Genomic DNA, 15177 nt, shown 5'->3' with positions numbered 1-15177 from the left:
CCGGGAATTTCGTTCCGGAAATCACCCCGGACGGTGCGGGGAAGCCGTCTGCCCGTGGACACGGGACGACGCGTCCTGTCAAATTCAACCTGGCCTCACCACGCCGGACCAGCGATAACGAACGCGCCGTCACATAGCACTGCCCACACGGGAAAAGCGTCCGGATTCCCGCCGCCGCCCATGCGGGGACACCGCTCCGACGCCCGGCGCATTCCTGTGACCTTCCCCACCGCTGTTCACCGGAATACCGGAAGGATGACTTCCGGTTGTCTCCCTGCGTTCGATCACAACGGAACCGGAGGCAGAAATGAACGGCCCGCTCCCCTCTTCGGGCGGCACTGGTGGTAGCACGGACGGCACCCTGGTCGTCGTCCCGCTGTGGCGTGCCCCGCTCGCGGGACAGGGCGTCCGCACGGAGTCGCGTCCGGGCACCCGGACCGACCGGCAGGACTTCCGGGCCGTGCGCTGAGCCTCACGGCGACGGGGGGACGCGGCCGGGCGCACCAACGGGGTGCCGAAGCCGACGCGCGCGAACCCGAGCCGGCACCCGGACCAAGCCACAAGCGGAGGCAGATGCGCGCCGCGCCCCGGAACGGGCGCGACGCGGGGCGGGCGGACCCGCCGCCCGCCCCGGGGTCAGGTGACCTTGAAGCGCGCCGTCTCCGCCACCGCGCTCTCCCGCGCGGCCGCGCAGGTCGGGCAGGTGATCTCGCGCGCCGCCTTGTGGGAGGTGGCCATCCCCATGGCCGCGAGACGTTCGACGGAGACACCCTTGACGCGGGCGTGCTCCGCGCAGACGCCGGCGCCGCATTGCCGGCACACCGCCACCGCGGTGGCGGGCCGGTCGCCCAGGAGGCAGTCGAAGCAGTACATCGGGCACGCTCCCTTCGCGTGCGACAACCCGGCCCCGCCCCGCGGTTCCACGGGGACTTCCGCACCGGGACCTGCTTCCAGAATATCATTGCCCAGTGCAAAAGTGAGTAATGTCAACGTGGCACCGACGGGCTCGGGACACCCGCCGGGGCCACTGCGTCCCGGCAGATCACGGCACGCGGCCGGGTAGCGGCACGCGCCGCCACCGCACCCGGCGTCACGGCACCCGGGCGGTCCACTCCGGGGAGCCGAACTTCGCCGCGACGAGTTCCTCGGCGCGCCCCAGCTCCTCGCCGGTGACGCTCCCGTCCGTGAGGCCGTAGCGGGCGCGGAAGGACTCGATCATGCGGTCGATGACGGCCTCCCGCGGCAGCCCGGTCTGGCGGCGCAGCGGGTCGACGCGCTTCTGCGCGCTGCGCGTGCCCTTGTCGGACATCTTCTCCCGCCCGATGCGCAGCACCTCCAGCATCTTGCCGGCGTCGATGTCGTAGGACATCGTCACGTGGTGCAGGACCGCCCCCGCCCCGCCGTCCGGGGCGACCACGCGCTTCTGCGCGGCGCCGGCGATCTTGCCGGCCTCGGTCGCGATGTCGTTCAGCGGCTGGTACCAGGCCTTGATGCCCATGTCGCCCAGGGCGTCGAGGACCCAGTCGTCGAGGTAGGCGTAGGAGTCGGCGAACGACAGCCCCGACACCAGGGAGGCCGGGACCGAGAGGGAGTAGGTGATGGTGTTCCCGGGTTCCACGAACATCGCGCCGCCGCCCGAGATCCGCCGGACGACGGTCAGACCGTGGCGCGCGGCGTTGTCCGCGTCGACCTCGTTGGCGAGGGACTGGAAGCTGCCGATCACGACCGCCGGGGCACCCCATTCCCACACGCGAAGGGTCGGCGGGCGGCGGCCGGCCGCGACCTCCGCGGTCAGAACCTCGTCGAGGGCCATGTGCAGGGCCGGGGACTGCGGTCCCTCGTGGATCAGCTGCCAGTCGTAGTCGGTCCAGTCCGTGGCCTGGGCGAGGGCCCGCCGTACGGCGACGGCGATCCCCTCCGCGGTCAGGCCGTACATGACCGTTCCCTCGGGCAGCGCGGCCTCGATCCGGGTCGCGAGGCCGGCGGCGTCGGTGTCGGCGGGAGCGCCCTCGAGGGCGCGGTCGATGGCGGAGATCGCCTCGTCCGGCTCGAGGAAGAAGTCGCCTGCGACGCGGACGTTGCTGAGGATCCCGTCGTGGTCGTCGAGGTCCACGACCACGAGCTTCCCACCGGGCACCTTGTACTCACCGTGCATGCCGACGACAACCGTCCCGGCCGCCTCTTTAGTCCCGGGCGCTGCCCCGGGCACGGACGGGGCGGGCGCGGCACGCACGGCCGTGGTGCCGATGTGCCTGTACTGAGGGCGCCCGCGATGGAACACTGAGTCCGCAACCAGTCGTTCAGGGGGATCCGACATGACTGCCGCCCGGCCGGGCCACGAGCCCGCCACCGGTTCGCCGCTCGCCGTGCAGCGCGGGGGACCGACCGTGCTGCGCATCGTCCTGGGAACGCAGCTGCGCAGGCTGCGCGAGTCCCGGCGGATCAGCCGCGAGGCGGCCGGCGAGGCCATCCGCGCGTCACACGCGAAGATCAGCCGCCTGGAGCTGGGGCGGGTGGGCTTCAAGGAGCGCGACGTCGCCGACCTCCTCACTCTGTACGGAGTGACCGACGCGCAGGAGCGCGCCGACCTGCTGGCGCTGGCCCGCCGGGCCAACAACCCCGGCTGGTGGCACCAGTACGCCGACGTCCTGCCGAGCTGGTTCGAGACGCACATCGGCCTGGAGGAGGCCGCGCACACCATCCGCACCTACGAGGTGCAGTTCGTGCCGGGCCTGCTGCAGACCGAGGCGTACGCCCGGGCCGTCACCCGGCTCGGCCATCCCCGCGCGACCGAGCGGGAGATCGGCCGCCGGGTCGACCTGCGGATGACCCGTCAGGACCTGCTCGCCAGGCCGGACGCGCCGCAGTTGTGGGTCGTCCTCGACGAGGCCTGTCTGCACCGGCCGCTCGGCGGCGTGGATGTGATGCGCGGTCAGCTGGAGCACCTGATGAAGGTCGCCGCGCTCCCCAACGTGACGCTGCAGATCGCCCCGTTCGACATCGGCGGCCTCGCCGCCGCGGGCGGCCCCGTCACCATCCTGCGCTTCTCCGAGCCCGACCTGCCCGACATCGTCTACCTGGAGCAGCTGACGAGCGCGCTCTACCTGGACAAGCAGGACGACGTGGAGCACTACCTGACCGTCATGGACCGGCTCGCGGCCGAGTCGCAGCCGCCGCGCAACACCGGCCGGATCCTCACCCGGCTCATCGACCGGATGGACTGAGCACCGCCGCCGGGGGTGAACCGTGCGCGATCTTCCCTAGGATGACGGTTGCCCGGCGTCATCGCGGAGAAGGATGGTTGTCATGACGGACGACGTCTCCTGGGTCGACCAGACCAGACCAAGCATCGCGCGCGTCTACGACTACCTGCTCGGCGGCAAGGACAACTACGCCGTCGACCGCGAGATCGGCGACGTGTTCAAGAAGGACCTGCCGGGCTCGGTGGCGATCGCCTTCGCCAACCGCGCCGCGCTGATCCGCGCGATCCGGGAGATCGCCACCACGACCGGCGTACGGCAGTTCGTCGACCTCGGCAGCGGTCTGCCGACCGCGGACAACGTCCACCAGGTCGCCCAGCGGCACGCACCCGGCTCCACGGTGGTGTACGTGGACAGCGACCCGATCGTCCTCGCCCACGGCCGGGCGCTGCTGGAGCAGAACGACGACACGCGGGTCATCCAGGCCGACATACGCGAGCCCGACGTCATCCGCCACCACTCGGACACCCTCGAGGTGATCGACTTCGACGAGCCCGTGGCCGTCATCCTCAGCGCGATCCTCCACCACGTCAACGACGACGAGGACCCGGCCGGCATCGTCGGCTACTGGCGGGACCAAGTGCCCTCCGGCAGCTACTTCTTCGTGAGCCACTTCCGGTCCGGCAACAACCCGGAGACCGCCGAGTCGGAGCGCATCCTGCAGCAGACCTTCGGCCGCGGCCGGTGGCGCACCGACAAGGAGATCGAGGACCTGCTGGACGGCCTGGAGCTCCTGGAGCCGGGCATCGTCGCCGCGTCGCTGTGGCGCCCGGACCCGGACGACGGTGTCGCGCGCATCGGCGACGCCGAGCGTGAACTCACCGTCTGGGAGCGCCTCATCGCCGCCGGGATGGCCCGGAAGCCGTAGCCGCGGAGCGCCCCGCGCCGGGCGGGTCCCGAACACGGCCGCGCGCGACGAGAGGAGCGGCCCGGGACCGCCGGGGGCCACTCCGGGGCCCCGGGACCGCTGTGTTCATCAGACACCCCGCGGCGTGATCCGGCGAGCCGGACTGACCCACCCGGGTTCCGCGCGCGTTCCACCCGGGTGCAGCACGGTGTTCCGCCCGTGCCGATGCGCAACCCCGCGCGGTGGGCACCTGTGTGACGGGACGTCCGGGACGCCGGGCACGAGCGCGTGGTCAGCGGCTGTCACCGCACCAGTCCCAGTGGACGGGGTCCCCTTCCCGCGGGGCGTACCGGGCGCGCCCGCCCGCGCCGAAACGCCCGATGTCGGTGCGCAGCTCGGCACCCGCGAGGTGTTGCGGCCCGGTCCAGCCGGTCACGTCGAGCAGCAGCCCGTCCAGCGGGCCGCCGACCAGCTCCCGGTAGACGTGCCCGGGCCGCGGGCCCGGATCCGGGTCGTCGACGTCGGCACCGTAGACCCTGGGTCGTATCAGCTCGTCCATGTGCTCCACGGTGCCACCCGGCACCGACAATCCCCCGGACGCGGAGCCCGCGCCGGTCCGGAGGGCGCCGGACCGGCGCGGGAAGCAGGCGGGTGCCGGTCGCCGCTCGCCGGCGCCCGCGCGGGGACCCCGACCGCTGTCACGGCCCCCACGGCGCCAGGCAGGCGTACTCCCGCCACCGGTCACCCGCTCCCCGCTGCAACCGCCGGGCGGAGGCGGTCATTCCCGTCCCGGCGGCGGATCCGCGACGGTGCGGGTCCCCCGGCTTCCGACCCAGGCCCTCCGGTCGACGCGCCGTGCGCCGAACCGCCCACGTCCGAACGGCAGTTCCGTGCCGGAGCGGCCCCTCCGGCGTCCCCACCCGGCATAAGATCGACTTCAGTCGGATCGGCAGGGCAGGCGGCAGCGGAGGACCGGGTACACGCACATGGCAGAACACATTGCCACTCCCCCGGGCCGAGCGGCGCTCGCCGTGCGCTGCCGTCGCATCGTCGACTCCGAGTGGTTCGGCGTCACCGTCTTCGTCCTCGTCCTGGCGAACGCGGCCGTCCTCGGCGTCGAGACCTACGACGGGATCACCGGGCGCTGGCACGGCGCCCTGAAACTGGTGGAGCACGGCTTCCTGGCGGTCTTCACCGCCGAGGTGCTCTTACGGGCCTGCGCGCACGCCGACCGCCCCCGGGACTTCCTCCGCGACCCGTGGAACGTCTTCGACCTGGCCGTCGTGACCCTGGCGTACCTGCCCTTCGCCCGCGAGAACGCCACGGTGCTGCGGTTGCTCCGGCTGGCCCGGGTCGTGCGCGCGGCCCGTTTCCTGCCCCAGTTGCGCATCATCATCGTCGCCGTCGGCAAGAGCCTGCCGGGCACGTTCAGTTTCCTGCTCGTGGGCACCCTGCTGCTGTACGTCTACGCCATGACCGGCTGGGTCTTCTTCGCCGACGCCGACCCCGAGCACTACGGGTCCATCGGACGAGCCTCCCTGTCGCTCTTCCTGCTGATCACCCTGGACGGCATCGGGGACGCGGTCCGCGGCGGCCTGGAGATCTCGCGCTGGAGCCTGCTCTACTACGCCTCCTATGTACTGCTCGGCTCGTTCGTGCTGGTCAACCTGCTCATCGGCGTGGTGATCAGCTCGCTGGAGGAGGCCAGGCAGCTGGAGCACGAGCGGGAGGCCCAGGAACACACGCACGACGGCGGGACGTCCGACCACCTGCGCGAACGCATCGCCACCGCCCGGCGGGCCCTGGACGAACTCGAGGCGGGGCTGGCACTCGCCGGCGCGCGGAGCGACGGCCCGGAGGCCGCCCCCGCGCCCGCCCCCGCCGCGGTCGGCGGACGTGCGGAGGCGTCGCCGTCCCCCACCTGAGGCCCCCCACGGGGCCGACGGGGGTGTCAGAGCGAGAAGATCCGGGCGAACAACCCCACGGCGATCAGGAGCGTGACGGCGAAGATCGCCACCAGGGCCACGACCTCCCACGCCTTCGGGACCTCCGGGGGCTCGGTGAACGAGATGCCGGCCGTGGTGCTCTCCTCGCAGGCCGGCGTCGGCGTCGGCTCCGTCCGTTCGCGGTGCGGGTGCAGGGCGGGCGCGGGCCGGGCCGCGGTGCCGGCCGTGGCACCGAAGGCCGGGCCGATCATGGGGCCCGTCAAGGGCCGGGGGGTCATCAGTGTGTCGGACATGCTCACCACTCCGGACGTTCCTCTGGCGGGCGGGTCAGGCCCATTCCGCACGGCGTCACGTCGGGCGGCGGCAGCCGGCACCCTCAGGGTCCTCGGCTCGGTCCGCGGTGGTCTCCGCTGCCCACTGCCCGGGCAATTCATCGTATATCCGCCCGAAGGGATCCACGATCAGGGAACCCGGCACCCCGGGCGACGTCGGTGAGCGTCCGGTCACCCACGGTCGCCGACGGCACCCTGCCCCTCGTGCGACCGGTGGATCCGGGCGGCATGGGAGAGGATGGGGCGAGGGCTCGCGCGGACAACACCGAGGAAGAGGACGGAAGATGACCGACGCACTGGTGCTCGGCGGCGGGGGCGTCGCCGGGATCGCCTGGACCACCGGACTGCTGGCGGGGCTCGCGGACGCGGGGCAGGACGTGACGGGCGCCGAGGTGCTGGTCGGGACGTCGGCGGGGGCGACCGTCGCGGCGCAACTGGGCAGCGGGCTCTCCCTGGACGAGCTCTACGCCCGGCAGACCGAGCCGGGACTCCAGTCGGCCGAGATCATGGCGGAGGTCGACCTGACGGACTTCGGCGCGGGCATCGCCGAGGTGCTCCAGGGCGCCGCCTCCGTCCCCGACATGCGGCGCGCGGTCGGTGAGTACGCCCTCGGCGCCGAAACCGTGCCGGAGGCCGAACGGCGACGGGTGATCGCGTCGCGGCTCCCCTCCCACGACTGGCCCGCGTCCCGGACGGTGCGGATCGTGGCGGTGGAAGCCCACACGGGCCGGCCGCAGGTCTTCGACGCCTCGTCCGGGGTGGACCTCGTCGACGCCGTCGCCGCGAGCTGCGCGGTGCCGGGGATCTGGCCGCCCGTGACGATCGACGGGCGCCGCTTCGTCGACGGCGGTGTGCGGTCGGCATCGAACGCCGACTACGCCGCGGGGGCGTCGCGTGTGCTGGCCATCCTGCCGATGGGGACCGCCGAGCTGTTCCCCAGCGAGCGGCCGCTGGAGCAGGCCGTGGCCCAACTGCGGGCCGCCGGGGCGGAGGTCGCCATGGTCGGACCGGACGAGGCGTCGGTGGCGGCGATCGGCACGAACCCGCTCGACCCCGCCACCCGCCGCCCCGCCGCCGAAGCGGGTCGGGCCCAGGGCCGCGAGCTGCGGCTCGAGTGGAGCCGCACATGACCACCGGGGCCTGTGCCCGCGGCATCGCGAACGCCGTCGCCGGTGAACCCGCCCAACACCCCGCGCGGAGACCGCCCCTTGCCGATCGTCCGGCGCGCGAAGAGGGCCCCTCGTGTGACCTACACGATCCGGGTTGCCGACACCGGCTCAGAAACGCACCCCGACCAGCCGGAGGACCGCGTCCAGGCCTCGGCGCGCACCGGGGGCGGCGCCGGCCGGCAGGACGTACGAGCGCAGCCCCGCACCTGCCGCGCCGCCGTCCTTGGCGGGGTGGTCGCCCACCATCAGCGTCTCGGACGGGTCGACGCCCAGCACGCCGCACGCCTGGTGGAACAGGATGGGGTCGGGCTTCTCGGTGTCGTAGGCGTAGGAGTGCACCCACGCGGTGAAGTGGTGGTCGAGCCGGTGGTGGGTGAAGGTCGGCCGCAGGTCCCAGCCCACGTCGCTGACGACTCCCAGGGCGATGCCCGCGCCCCGCAGGGCCTCCAACGTGGTGCCCGCGTCGGCGTACGGCAGCCAGTGCCCGGGTGACCGCAGCTGGTCGTAGAGCACGCCGGCGTGGGGCGCGAGTTCCGGCACAAAGGCGTACCAGGTCGTGAAGGCGTGACGGTGCGCCTCCGAGGAGACGTCCCGGCCCGCTTGCGCACGCACGACCTCGGGATCCGTGAGCCCCGCCGCCAGCCCGTCCAGCAGCCGGTCCATCTCCGCTTCGTCCACGGGCCGTCCGAGCGCCGCGCGAATCCGGTCCGCGTACGAGGCGATCTGGAACAGGGTGCCGGAGAAGTCGAAGAGCACGGCGCGGACGGGCAGGGGCTCAAAGTCGACGGCCGTGGCACGCAGGGGACCTTCGGGACCATGGACGGGAGGGTGTGTCATTCGATCTTCCTATCGCATCGGGGCGGACACGAGGCCACCCGGGCTCACGGGCCGGTACTCCGAGGCGGGACCGGGTTCCGCAGCCGCGGGACGCCCGGCGTGGCGTCAGGTGCCGTCGGGAGCCGTGCCGAAGCGGGCGAGGCAGTGCCAGACCTTCTTGAGCGCCTGCGGGTCGTGGCGACCGGTGGCGGCGGCCGCCCCCACGACGCGCGGGTCGAGCGCCCCGTCGACGGCGATCGCGGCGCCCAGGTCCACGTACTCCTGACCGCGGTACGCGGGCCGGAGCCTGAGTTGCTCGACGGTGAGCCGGAAGCCGCCGTGCCACTCCAGGGGGCACGGCAGCCGCCGGGCGGCGTCCTCGACGGCCGTGCCCCGGTAGCACGGGTCCAGCACCAGCGCCTCGACGTCGCGGTCCAGCCGCACCGGCCCGTGGACCTGCGCCTCGACGTAGTCGTCCAGGGCGTCCTTGGAGTCGGCCAGGGCGAGCGCGATCAGGCCCATGCGCTCCCGGACGCCGAAGTCCGTGGGCTCGAAGAAGCTGTCGGGGTAGCAGAAGGTCGTCCGCGCCAGGGTCCGGGCGGTCAGGCGGAGGTGGGCGGAGCCGAACCGCGGTGCGGCGCCGATCGCCTTGCGGCGGAAGTTCAGCGCCCCGTACACGGGGCGATCGGCGGCGGGCGCGGCGTCGTACGCGCCGGCGAAGATGCGGCTCTCCCACCGCCAACGGTCGCCTCCCGGGCGGGCGGTCAGTCCGCCGTTGCTCGTCCCCGTGGCGAACTGCGAGAGGTAGAGCCCGCCTTGGGCCAGGGCCGCGAGCAACGGCTCGCCGCGCGCCGCCCGGTCGGGGTGGAAGTTCAGCGTCACCCGCAGTGCCGGATCCACCGGAGGCCCCGACGACAACCCCGCCACATGGCGCAGGGCCCGCTCGCGCGGGGTCGGGGCGGCGGCGTCGGGCGTCATCCCCGCAGTGTCCCGCGGAGGGTGGGGCGTCCGCACGCGGTATCCCCGGCTCCGGGATGATGTGACCATGCAAAGATCATCCCTGGGCGTCTGCGCCCTCCTCCTCGCCGTGACGGCTTCCCTCGGCGCCTGCGGATCGGGCGACGCCGACCGGGCGCGCGAACTCGCCGCCGAGGCGTGCATGAGGTACGAGATGTTCCTCCCGTCCGACTTCGACACTCCCGACGGCCGTGAGACGATCCGCAGCAGGGTCGTACCGGCTCTCCAGGACAGCGCGCGCCAGGCGGCCCAGGCCGCCCGCCTCGACTCGGACTGGCAGGAACTCGCCCTGGGGCTCTCCTGGGTGTCGGAGCAGACCTCGGCACGGCTCGAACTCGCCGACCTGCAGGCCGGTGCCGCCTCCGAGGGCACGGACGACGCGGACGAACTCCAGGGCCGCGTCCTGAACCTCGGCGGCGAGGTCGACGCCCACGACCCCCGGGAGCAGTGCCGGAAGACCCAGGGCTCCTGACGGCGCCGGTACGTCCCCGGCCCGGTGGCGGCGTACGCCCTCCGTCCCGGGGAGCCGTGCCCGCGTCAGACCGCTGCCGTCAGCTGCTCGTACTGCTCGTCGGTGAGCCGGATGCCTGCGGCGGCGACGTTGTTCTCCAGGTGCGCGACCTTGGACGTGCCCGGGATGGGGAGCATGACCGGTGAGCGCCTGAGCAACCAGGCGAGGGCGAGCTGGGACGGTTGGGCACCGTGCGCCTCGGCGATGCGGTCCAGGGGGCCGCCCTCGCGGGCCAGTCCGCCCGTGGCGAGCGGGTACCAGGGGATGAAGGCCATGCCGTGCCGCTCGGCGTGGGCGAGGACGTCCTCGGACGCGCGGTCGGCGAGGTTGTAGCGGTTCTGGACGGAGACGACGGTGGCCGTCCTCGAGGCCTCCTCGATCTGGGCGGTGCTCACCTCGCTGAGCCCGATGTGGCGGATCTTGCCCTCCTGCTGCATGGCGGCCAGTTCGCCGACCTGGTCCGCGACGGGCACCTCGGGGTCGACGCGGTGCAGCTGGAGCAGGTCGATGCGTTCGACGCCCAGGTGGCGCAGGCTCAGCTCGACCTGCTGCCTGAGGTACGCGGGCCGGCCCACCGCGACCCACCGGCCGGGGCCGGGACGTACGAAGCCCGCCTTCGTGCCGATCACCAGGTCCGGCGGATACGGGTGGAGGGCCTTGCGCAGGAGCAGCTCGGCGGTGAAGGGGCCGTAGGAGTCCGCGGTGTCGATGAAGGTGACGCCGAGCGTGACCGCGCGGCGCAGGACGCGTACGGCCTCCTCGGGGTCCCGGGGATCGCCCCACACCCCCTCGCCGGTGAGCTGCATCGTCCCGTAGCCCAGCCGGTGGACGGGCAGGTCGCCGCCGAGGTGGAAGGTGCCGGAGTCCTGGGCGCCGGCCTCCGCGCTCATGGATGTCATGGGGGTCTCCTCGCGTCGTGCCCGCGGACCGCTGCTCACCAGCATCGGCGAAGCGCCCGCTCCGCGCGCGGCGGAGTACGCCGACCGGCCGCCGTCAGCTCACCGCGTGCCCGCCCAGGACGCCGAGGAAGTACGTCACGGCCGAGGCGGCGGCGACGATCAGCAGTTGGCGTGCCGCGGTCCAGGCCGCCTTGCGCGGGCCGGCGCCGGAGCCGAGGACGGCGCCGACGAGGAGCGAGGCGAGGGCCGTCACGGCGGCCGACGCGGCCACCGCGCCCGTTCCCGAGGTGAGGAACCACGGCACCAGCGGCACGAAGGCCCCGGTCGCGAAGAGCAGCAGCGAGCTGACGGCCGCGACCATGGGCGATCCGGCCTCCTGGGCGCTGACGCCGAAGAGGATGCGCAGGGTCGTCTGCCGGGTGGTGCGCCGGGCCACGACGATGCCCCGGCTGGCCCGCACCGCGGTCTCCTTGTCGAGGCCGCGGTCGCGCATGCGGCGCGTCATGTGCGCCGGCACGACGGGGGGCGACAGGGTCCACGCCCGGTGGAGCGCGTCCTCCATGCCGCCGGCGATCTCCCGCCGGCTGCGTACGGAGACCCACTCCCCCGCGGCCATGGACAGCGCGCCTGCGAGCAGGCTCGCGATGCCGGTCAGCCGTACGGTCCCGGGAGCGGCGCTCGCGCCGGCGATGCCGAGGATCAGGCAGAGGTTGGTGACCAGGCCGTCGTTGACGCCCAGCAGGGCCGCCCGGATTCCGCCGCCCGTGACGCGGTGGGCGGTGCGGGCCGGCGCCGCGAGTTCGGCCTCCGCGGCGGCGTCGCCCTCCGCGCTGCGCCCGGCGGGGTCCCAGCGCGGTGCGAGCACCGACCAGTCCGGCCCCGTCGATGCCATGCCACAGCCTCCTCGGCACTCGTCGCATCAGGCTACGGTCGCGCCTGGTGCGGGACGCCGAACGCCGCCGGGGCGGTGTGTCGGGAGGGGCGTGCCGGGTCGGTCCCGTCGCGGCCCCGGTCCCCGGGCCCGCAGTCGGTGCCCACGTCCTGCCGTACTCGTCCGTCCGACCGCCCGTCAGCCCACCGCATCCCCGAGGCTGCCGTAACCCGTGGCGTCGAGGATCGCCTCGCGGACCTCGGGGCGGCCCTCCAGCGCGACGGCATCGAAGTCCACGGCGGTGCACGCGGTCAGGAGTAGCAGCAACAGGGCGGCAGGCGCTGCGTACTTCGACACGGTCCCGGTGCGCGGCAGCCGACGGCGCTTGCCCCCGCTATTGGTTGACGCTTCATCAAGGGGACATCCGGCGAGGCTCGACGCGTCAACGCGGTTCGGCCAGGGTGATCCGGGCATGTCAATCAGGCCGTGCATACCCCCACCGCGGTCGACCAGGAGGAAGCAAGTGAAGACAAGCTCGCGTCTCGGCAGGATCCCGGCTGTCGTCGGCAGCGCGGTCGCGCTGGTTATCGCCCTTGCGGGTCCGGCGTTCGCCGCCCCGCCCACCGCCCTGCCCGCCAACGCGGACGGCCTGGAGCAGACGTTCCAGCCGGCGTTCGACTACGACACGGACGGCTGCTACGCCACCCCCGCCATCGGCCCCGACGGGACGATCAACCCGGGCCTGAACCCCACCGGCGCCCTCAACGGCAACTGCCGCGACCAGTCCGACCTGGACAACACCAACGGCTACGCCCGCTACAAGTGCAACAACGGCTGGTGCGCCGTCATCTACGGGCTGTACTTCGAGAAGGACCAGGCCATACCCGGCATCAGCCTCGGGGGCCACCGCCACGACTGGGAGCACGTCGTGGTCTGGGTGAAGGACGACCAGGCGCAGTACGTGTCCACCTCGGCGCACGGCAACTTCAACGTCTACGGCCGCGACCAGATCCGCTGGGACGGGACGCACCCCAAGGTCGTCTACCACAAGGACGGCGCGAGCACGCACTGCTTCCGTCCCGCCAACACCAACGACGAGCCGCCGGAGAACCACTACCACGGCTGGCAGTTCCCCGACCTGATCGGCTGGAACGGCTACCCCGCGGGCCTGCGCGACAAGCTGAGCCAGGCCGACTTCGGCAGCGCGGTGTTCGGCCTGAAGGACGGCAACTTCAACGCCCACCTGGCGAAGGCCAAGCCGGCGGGCATCCCGTTCGACCCGAACGCCTGACGCGTGCGCCGGGACGGGGCGGCGCACCGCCCCGACCCGTCCCGGCCACGGACATCCGTCAGACGGCGTCGAGCTCCGCGATCTCCTCGGCGGTGAGCACGAGTTCCACCGCGGCGACCGAGTCGCGGATGGTCTCCGGGCGGCTGGAGCCCGGGATCGGGATCACGTACGGGGACTTGGCGAGCATCCACGCCAGGCACACGCGCTGCGGGCTGACCCCGTGGGCCTGCGCGACCCGGGCGAACGGCGCGTAGGCCGAGCCGAGTTCGTGGGCCCGGGAGATGCCGCCGAGCGGGCTCCAGGGCAGGAAGGCGATGCCGAGCTCGTCGCACAGCTCGAGCTCCGGCTCGCTGGAGCGGAAGGCCGGGGAGAACTGGTTCTGCACGGAGACCAGGCGGCCGCCGAGGATCTCGCCGGCCTGCCGGATCTGCTCCGGGTTCGCGTTGGAGACGCCGGCCATGCGGATCTTGCCCTCGTCGAGCAGGTCGCGCACCGCGCCGACGGACTCCGCGTACGGGACCTTGGGGTCCGGGCGGTGGAACTGGTACAGGCCGATCGCCTCGACGCCCAGCCGGCGCAGCGAGTCCTCGCAGGCCCGCTTGATGTGCTCGGGCGAGCCGTCCAGGGTCCAGCTGCCGTCGCCGGGGCGCAGGTGGCCGCCCTTGGTGGCGACGAGGACCTCGGATCCGCGCCCGTGGGAGGCGAGCGCCTTGGCGATCAGGGTCTCGTTGTGGCCGACCTCGTCGGCGTGCAGGTGGTAGGCGTCCGCCGTGTCGATCAGCGTCACACCGGCGTCGAGCGCCGCGTGGATGGTGTCGACGGACCGTGCCTCGTCCGGCCGGCCCTCGATGGACATGGGCATGCCGCCCAGACCGATCGCGCTGACCTCGGTGTCGCCGATGCGTCGAGTCTGCATGTGTCCGTGGCCTTTCTCGGCTTGCGTCTCGGCTCTCGCGTACCGACCGCGTACGGATCCCGCGCGGCCCGCGTGAAGAACGCGTAGGGCCCGCGTAGGGCCCGCGTAGGGAACGCGTAGGGAACGCGTACGGAAGGCGTACCGATCGCGTACGGATGGAGCGCTGTTGGCGTGCCGGCACGGACGGGAACGGGCCGCGGCCGTGCGGGCACGGGGTCAAGCCTCGCCGGAGCTGCGGCCACACGTCCAATAGAAGAAAGCGAACACATTCAGGAGCTAGGCTTCTGAATCATGGAGCTACGCCATCTCGAGTACTTCGTCGCGGTCGCGGAGGAGCACCACTTCACCCGTGCCGCAGAGCGTCTGATGATCTCGCAGTCGGGCCTGTCCGCCTCCGTGCGCGCCCTGGAGCAGGAGCTCGGGACCCCGCTGTTCGTGCGCAGCACCCGCAGCGTGGAGCTGACCGCGGCGGGCCGGGCCCTGCTGGACGAGGCCGGCCGGACGCTGGCGAGCGTACGCGCCGCCAAGGAGGCGGTGGCGGCCGTGCAGGGACTGATGCGCGGTGTGCTCACCATCGGCACGGAGCAGTGCCTGGCCGGCGTCGACGTGCCGGCGCTGCTGGCGCGCTTCCGCGTCCGGCACCCGGGCGTCGAGGTCCGGCTGCGGCAGGCCGGGTCGGCCGCCCTGGTCCAGGACATCACCGGCGGCCGGCTGGACGTGGCGTTCACGGCGCTGAGCGGCGAGGCGCCCGAGGGGGTGCGGCTGAAGCCGATCACCCGGGCCCCGATGGTCCTGCTGTGCCATCCCGGGCACCGGCTGGCCGGGGCGGAGACGGCGGGCTGGGCGGACCTCGGCGGCGAGGAGTTCGTGGACTTCCACCCCGACTGGGGCGCGCGCGGGCTCACCGACCGGGCCTTCGCCGCGAACGGCGTGCAGCGCCGGGTCGCCCTGGAGGTCAACGACGTGCACAGCCTGATCGACCTCGTCCACCACGGGCTCGGGATCGCCGTCGTGCCGCGGCCCATCGCGCGCAAGGAACACGCCGCGGGGCTGCGCACCGTGCCGCTGGCGGGCGCCGAGGAACACGTCTGGGAGGTGTCGGCGGCCCTGCCCCAGGAGGACCGGGTCTCCCCCGCCGCCCGAACGCTGCTGTCCTACCTGCCGTGACGTCGCCTGCCGTGACGTCGCCTGCCGCGCCCCGGCCGGCGGCCCCGCCGCTGACCTGCGGGCGCCCCCGCCGGCGCGCACACTGGTGCCGGGGGCGGCGCGGCGCCGCGCGTCCGTCCCGTACCGGTACGCCGT

18 protein-coding genes are annotated in these 15177 nt (G+C 73.3%); 8 read left to right on the top strand and 10 right to left on the bottom strand.

Translation table 11 applies throughout. The features are described from left to right. Positions 1-307 precede the first annotated feature (307 nt). Complete coding sequence (locus ACFZAU_RS03420; RefSeq protein ID WP_500550862.1) at positions 308-469, top strand: hypothetical protein; 162 nt, start codon at positions 308-310, stop codon at positions 467-469. A 167-nt stretch (positions 470-636) separates the two neighbouring features. Here ACFZAU_RS03420 and ACFZAU_RS03415 read toward each other — a convergent pair whose 3' ends face one another. Continuing rightward, positions 637-873, bottom strand: a complete 237-nt coding sequence (locus tag ACFZAU_RS03415; RefSeq protein WP_500462737.1) for a DUF2180 family protein — start codon at positions 871-873, stop codon at positions 637-639. A gap of 217 nt (positions 874-1090) precedes the next feature. Beyond that, positions 1091-2155, bottom strand: coding sequence for a lipoate-protein ligase LplAB (gene lplAB, locus ACFZAU_RS03410; RefSeq protein ID WP_500550861.1), 1065 nt, complete (start codon positions 2153-2155; stop codon positions 1091-1093). A gap of 160 nt (positions 2156-2315) precedes the next feature. Between lplAB and ACFZAU_RS03405 the strand changes: the two genes are divergently transcribed. Both ACFZAU_RS03405 and ACFZAU_RS03400 read left to right on the top strand, forming a co-directional pair. After that, on the top strand, positions 2316-3224 hold the full coding sequence (locus ACFZAU_RS03405) for a Sco1979 family transcriptional regulator (RefSeq protein ID WP_500550860.1): 909 nt from the start codon (positions 2316-2318) through the stop codon (positions 3222-3224). An 82-nt stretch (positions 3225-3306) separates the two neighbouring features. Next, on the top strand, positions 3307-4128 hold the full coding sequence (locus ACFZAU_RS03400) for an SAM-dependent methyltransferase (protein WP_500550859.1): 822 nt from the start codon (positions 3307-3309) through the stop codon (positions 4126-4128). A 271-nt stretch (positions 4129-4399) separates the two neighbouring features. Here the strand turns inward: ACFZAU_RS03400 and ACFZAU_RS03395 are convergent, their stop codons facing one another. Beyond that, positions 4400-4666, bottom strand: coding sequence for a hypothetical protein (locus ACFZAU_RS03395; RefSeq protein ID WP_499605079.1), 267 nt, complete (start codon positions 4664-4666; stop codon positions 4400-4402). 427 nt (positions 4667-5093) lie between these two features. Between ACFZAU_RS03395 and ACFZAU_RS03390 the strand changes: the two genes are divergently transcribed. Further along, positions 5094-6032 carry an ion transporter gene (locus tag ACFZAU_RS03390; RefSeq protein WP_500550858.1) on the top strand — a complete coding sequence of 313 codons (939 nt, stop codon included), beginning with the start codon at positions 5094-5096 and terminating at the stop codon, positions 6030-6032. Between the two features lie 26 nt (positions 6033-6058). On the opposite strand, the gene ACFZAU_RS03385 is transcribed toward ACFZAU_RS03390, so the two are convergent. Beyond that, on the bottom strand, positions 6059-6346 hold the full coding sequence (locus tag ACFZAU_RS03385) for a DUF6480 family protein (protein ID WP_500550857.1): 288 nt from the start codon (positions 6344-6346) through the stop codon (positions 6059-6061). Between the two features lie 323 nt (positions 6347-6669). On the opposite strand from ACFZAU_RS03385, the gene ACFZAU_RS03380 reads away from it, so the two are divergent. Then, complete coding sequence (locus tag ACFZAU_RS03380) at positions 6670-7515, top strand: patatin-like phospholipase family protein (RefSeq protein WP_500550856.1); 846 nt, start codon at positions 6670-6672, stop codon at positions 7513-7515. A gap of 147 nt (positions 7516-7662) precedes the next feature. On the opposite strand, the gene ACFZAU_RS03375 is transcribed toward ACFZAU_RS03380, so the two are convergent. Both ACFZAU_RS03375 and ACFZAU_RS03370 read right to left on the bottom strand, forming a co-directional pair. After that, complete coding sequence (locus ACFZAU_RS03375; protein ID WP_500550855.1) at positions 7663-8391, bottom strand: HAD family hydrolase; 729 nt, start codon at positions 8389-8391, stop codon at positions 7663-7665. A 105-nt stretch (positions 8392-8496) separates the two neighbouring features. After that, entirely contained in the window at positions 8497-9348 is an 852-nt protein-coding gene (locus tag ACFZAU_RS03370) for a DUF3626 domain-containing protein (RefSeq protein WP_500550854.1), read from the bottom strand. Between the two features lie 67 nt (positions 9349-9415). On the opposite strand from ACFZAU_RS03370, the gene ACFZAU_RS03365 reads away from it, so the two are divergent. Continuing rightward, positions 9416-9859 carry a hypothetical protein gene (locus tag ACFZAU_RS03365; protein ID WP_500550853.1) on the top strand — a complete coding sequence of 148 codons (444 nt, stop codon included), beginning with the start codon at positions 9416-9418 and terminating at the stop codon, positions 9857-9859. 65 nt (positions 9860-9924) lie between these two features. Here ACFZAU_RS03365 and ACFZAU_RS03360 read toward each other — a convergent pair whose 3' ends face one another. The 3 genes from ACFZAU_RS03360 to ACFZAU_RS03350 all read right to left on the bottom strand — a co-directional run bounded on the left by ACFZAU_RS03360 (position 9925) and on the right by ACFZAU_RS03350 (position 12025). Continuing rightward, positions 9925-10797, bottom strand: a complete 873-nt coding sequence (locus tag ACFZAU_RS03360; RefSeq protein ID WP_500550852.1) for an aldo/keto reductase — start codon at positions 10795-10797, stop codon at positions 9925-9927. Between the two features lie 94 nt (positions 10798-10891). Further along, the gene (locus ACFZAU_RS03355) at positions 10892-11689 is read right to left on the bottom strand and encodes a VIT1/CCC1 transporter family protein (RefSeq protein ID WP_500550851.1); all 798 of its coding nucleotides are present in this window, start codon (positions 11687-11689) and stop codon (positions 10892-10894) included. Positions 11690-11866: 177 nt separating this feature from the next. Then, positions 11867-12025 (bottom strand): hypothetical protein, encoded by a 159-nt coding sequence (locus ACFZAU_RS03350; RefSeq protein ID WP_500550850.1) that lies wholly within the window; start codon positions 12023-12025, stop codon positions 11867-11869. Between the two features lie 166 nt (positions 12026-12191). Here ACFZAU_RS03350 and ACFZAU_RS03345 point away from each other — a divergent pair, with 166 nt between their 5' ends. After that, complete coding sequence (locus ACFZAU_RS03345) at positions 12192-12959, top strand: NPP1 family protein (RefSeq protein WP_500550849.1); 768 nt, start codon at positions 12192-12194, stop codon at positions 12957-12959. 58 nt (positions 12960-13017) lie between these two features. On the opposite strand, the gene ACFZAU_RS03340 is transcribed toward ACFZAU_RS03345, so the two are convergent. After that, complete coding sequence (locus ACFZAU_RS03340; protein WP_499605093.1) at positions 13018-13875, bottom strand: aldo/keto reductase; 858 nt, start codon at positions 13873-13875, stop codon at positions 13018-13020. Positions 13876-14166: 291 nt separating this feature from the next. Between ACFZAU_RS03340 and ACFZAU_RS03335 the strand changes: the two genes are divergently transcribed. Continuing rightward, entirely contained in the window at positions 14167-15042 is an 876-nt protein-coding gene (locus tag ACFZAU_RS03335) for a LysR family transcriptional regulator (RefSeq protein WP_500550848.1), read from the top strand. The last annotated feature ends 135 nt before the right edge of the window (positions 15043-15177 follow it).

Origin of the sequence: Streptomyces sp. NPDC008238 (assembly GCF_042956445.1) — a bacterium.
GTDB lineage: Bacteria > Actinomycetota > Actinomycetes > Streptomycetales > Streptomycetaceae > Actinacidiphila.
Note: the sequence above shows the minus strand (reverse complement) of the source record. Positions and strands in the feature narration are given on the sequence as shown.